A 3,772-nucleotide genomic window follows, 5' to 3' on the forward strand; every position below is an offset into this window, starting at 1 on the left:
CACTTACTTTGCCGAAGTTTGCGTCACATTCTCACTTGTGGCGCTTTTTTTCCATGGTTTTGCCAGTCTACTCCCATCAAAAAAGGAAGCACCATGAAAAGTCACGGTGCTCCCTGTTGTTTTAATTAGTATTCATCTGATTCTTCGTCGTAATCTTCGTTATCTTGGTAGTTATTTTGCTCTTCGCCCGTGTCTTCATCATCGTAATCTTCACTGTCGTCGTAGTCTTCACTATCATCGCTGTCTTCGCCATCAGAATAATCTTCATCTTGGTTGACGTCAGTCTCGATCCCAGCGTCTTTCTGACTTTCAGCGAGAGTCTTGGAATGATAATAATGCATGTTCACCCAGATGCCCGCCCCACTGGCTTCAGTCAAAACTTGCGTTGGCTGTCCATTGATATTGACCGTCGTGATGTAGTAATAACTTCCGTCGCCCGCACTTTGATACCAGCCGCGTAAATTGACGATTTCAACAGCCTGTCCATTTTGACTGATCGGGCTTTTATCAAAACTCATTTTCGCAAACGCAGCCCACTTGTTCTGTTTATTAGCATCCATTTGTTGACTGCTGGGATCATTAAAGGCTGCTTGGTCACTAGCTGTCCGGGCAGAACCATCATAGGCAAAAAGAGTTTGCGGCTCTGTTCCGCCGGTGATCCATTTATTATCTGCGAATGTGACTGTTTTAATAGCATTGCTATACTTGTCCCAACCGTACCAAGTACCTTGCATTTGGCTGGGGAAAGGTGTTTTTTTAAAGCCGGTATCATCGATCCCCGATTCATTAACGTCTTTTGATTCCTCTTTTGCAGTTGAGCTTGCCAAACTACTGCTTGATGAGCTGCTGGAGCTAGCCTGTTTCTTATGTACTTTCTCAGACTTGGGCTGACTATCCTTTTTTGACTCCTGTGTTTTTTTGGCTCCGCAGCCGACCAACAAAACTGCTGTTCCCAAAGTTTCCAACAATATTAAAACTTTCCTGTGCATTTGATTTCCCCCTATTTAACTAACTAATTAGCACACCATAACTTGACAATAGTCAAAAATTTGCAGCGATACAAGTTTTTTTACTAAATAAGGAGTCCGCAATTTCCAACGGGCTCCCTATGACATTATTCTGATTTTTTAGGTTTCTTATGCAATTTCATCTGCGGGTGACCCGCTGGTTTTTGCTGCTGAGGGGAAGTTTTTCCATCTTCACGGGAAAGGACACTGTCAATGATCTTCAGCATCTTTTCTCCCTCATCATCCAAGGTTCCCTGTTGCTTTTCTTGTAACAAGACTGTATAGGCCTGTTTCATCTGCTCTAATTCTTCAGGCGAGACCCGATTTAAGAATTCCTCTCCCAGTTCGCCATGAGCGAGAGAATCCATTTCGTCATCAGACAATTCAGCCGGTCCAGCAGCGTAGGCAGCAACTAAGCCGCAGTTTGCCGTGAAAGCTGCTTTTGTCAAAGCGGCACTATTCTTGATATAGTGTAAATCGTGTTCCAAAAATGAGAAATAGTTAACTAAGATCGGCACCACCTGCCCAATCAAATTAACGTCAAATTCCATAAATTGGGGAAAGTATGAGGCGATCACGTTACCTGCTGTTTCAGCAGTCCAGCGTTTGGGTGTTCGGCCATCGCCCATATAAGCAGTTCCCGTAAAAGTCTCAATGATAAAATTAACATCATCCGGGTGTGCCGTTTTAGTAAATGGGACTCCCAGCGGTGACTTCAAAAATTTGGCGCAATTATCATCTGCCTCTGCTAAAAGTCTTTGTAAAGTTTGTTGGCTTGGCTCTTTCAATATGATCAAACTCCTTTCGAGTCTTCCTCCCTTAACAATAGCAAATTTTAGCTGTTTTGAATACACCAAATACTCATGATGTCACAAAAATTCGCCAAGATTTTTATCTGCTGCTTATGTCCGTTGCTTGCCGCATAGTCCGATCTAACACTGTCAGACCAACACCTGCTTACGACCCAAGACAGCAATCTTAACAGTTCGCTGTCACAGCTGAAATAATGTTTATTTAAAAATCGGCAAGTCTGCCAAGCCTTGGCGTAAACGTAAGGCATCCCAAGGCATGTGTTCAGCCAGAGTCAACCCTGCAATATCAGCTGTTTTTGAGATATCACCTAACAAACGCAACACTTCATCCAGCTTCAACGTCCCGATCGCAGCTCCAAAATCCCGCCGGTCTAATCCTGGCTGTGCTGGCAAGATTGCATGAAAATCAGCTGGGGCTAAGACATCCAGATCCCAGTGGATCACCACTTTAGTAAAACCGCGCTGTTTGATCCAATTTGTCACTGGCAAACTTTTTTCATGCAGTCTATCCGGCGTGACATAGCTGAGTCCTAAATCAGCTACTTTTGCATCCATTGGTCTTAACTGATCATAACGCAACCCTGCCAATAAAACGTCACTTGGGTCAAAAGGAGCCTTGATCATTTCGGCAGATCCTGGGCCGCCCTGCCCGATCAAGTCAGCTAACGCCATTTCATGCAAATGATGTGAGGTTTCTGGTGTAGCAACATCCGGGTGAGCATCCAGCCAGATCAAACCCAACTTAGCTGGATATTTGCCATGCAAGTAATCAAAGGGTGCTTCTGAGACACTGCAATCACCACCCAAAGTTAAAACATTGCGCGGATCTTTTGCAGTTAAAATATTATAAGCTGCAGAAATTTGTTCTTTCAAAGTCTCACCGGCATCGATCCCGTTACCGCCCTTTGTCTCAGCACTAACTGGGGCAAAAACTGTTTCCGTTTCATCAGAATAACTTGGCGGCACAATATGTGATAAAAGCCGCGCACCAAAACTATAATTTTCATTCATCCCTCCTTGCCACTGCTCATTGACCAGTCTAATAGTTTTTACAGTCATAATACCAACCTCCAAGGTTTATTCTGAGTGATCATAATTTTTGATCGTTCACACTAATTTATTGTATCGTTTTCACAATAATTTTCCAATAAAAAGGATAGCCGGTTTCTTTATAGCAAGTTTGTTATTTTTAAATAGCAAAAATATTACTTTTCAAAAAAGGAAACGACCACAATTTCCATGGCGTTTCCTTTTTCTTTATTTTTTACAACTCATTTTGATCTACAAACACCGCTTTTTCGGTCACTGCCACTTTAGGGTCTAGCGTTTGCATTACGGGACAGTTTCGCCCGATCAACCGCAAACAGCTTGTTGCTTTCTTTTGAAGCTCTTTATCCACTCGTAAATAAAAAGTGATCTCGATCTTATTGATCGGATGAGCCTTATTTTCCACTTCATCTCTAGTGTACATAACTTCAGCTTTTTGCATTTCAAATGGTACGTGTGAATTTTCCAAGATCTCCTGGTAAACATAGCCGCCGCAACAAGCAGTCGCTGCAGCAATCATTTGCACAGGTGAATAACCGCGGTCTGCTTTCAAAGTCCAGTTTTCCGGATCGTGGGGCAGCTCAAAGCTTCCCTCTTTTGCTTCAAGTACTAATTGCTTACCATTATCTGTACTCATGTCAGGTCCCTCCATCTTAATTTAATTTTTAAATTATTGACCAACTGCAGCAAAAAATTTCTGAAGCTCTTGCGCTAAGAAGGTAAAGTTAGCAGCAAATTGTTCTTTACGGTGCCCGTTAACTCCTGAAGGATGCGGAAAACCAGTCATGACTTGACAATACGGCAGTTCATGTTGCTGCTGTAAGGTCAGTAAAACTTCTTCGACTGCCTTGCCCAGTGGAATCACTAGCAAAGGCTGGGTAAATTCATGGACTTCCGCTAAAAAAT

Annotated in this window: 5 protein-coding genes; all 5 read right to left on the minus strand. The window is 42.8% G+C overall.

Features of this window, described 5'->3' with window-relative positions; translation table 11 throughout:
- Positions 1-125: 125 nt before the first annotated feature.
- The gene (locus FC65_RS09405) at positions 126-989 is read right to left on the minus strand and encodes a hypothetical protein (protein WP_056972477.1); all 864 of its coding nucleotides are present in this window, start codon (positions 987-989) and stop codon (positions 126-128) included.
- 125 nt (positions 990-1,114) lie between these two features.
- Positions 1,115-1,795, minus strand: coding sequence for a hypothetical protein (locus FC65_RS09410; RefSeq protein WP_056972478.1), 681 nt, complete (start codon positions 1,793-1,795; stop codon positions 1,115-1,117).
- 222 nt (positions 1,796-2,017) lie between these two features.
- Positions 2,018-2,878 (minus strand): arginase family protein, encoded by an 861-nt coding sequence (locus FC65_RS09415; protein WP_056972479.1) that lies wholly within the window; start codon positions 2,876-2,878, stop codon positions 2,018-2,020.
- A 205-nt stretch (positions 2,879-3,083) separates the two neighbouring features.
- Entirely contained in the window at positions 3,084-3,503 is a 420-nt protein-coding gene (locus FC65_RS09420) for an OsmC family protein (RefSeq protein WP_010498393.1), read from the minus strand.
- A gap of 33 nt (positions 3,504-3,536) precedes the next feature.
- A partial coding sequence (locus tag FC65_RS12070) for a hypothetical protein (protein ID WP_202813873.1) occupies positions 3,537-3,772 on the minus strand: 236 nt, incomplete at its 5' end.

This window comes from Ligilactobacillus acidipiscis DSM 15836 (assembly GCF_001435755.1).
GTDB classification, from domain to species: Bacteria; Bacillota; Bacilli; order Lactobacillales; family Lactobacillaceae; genus Ligilactobacillus; species Ligilactobacillus acidipiscis.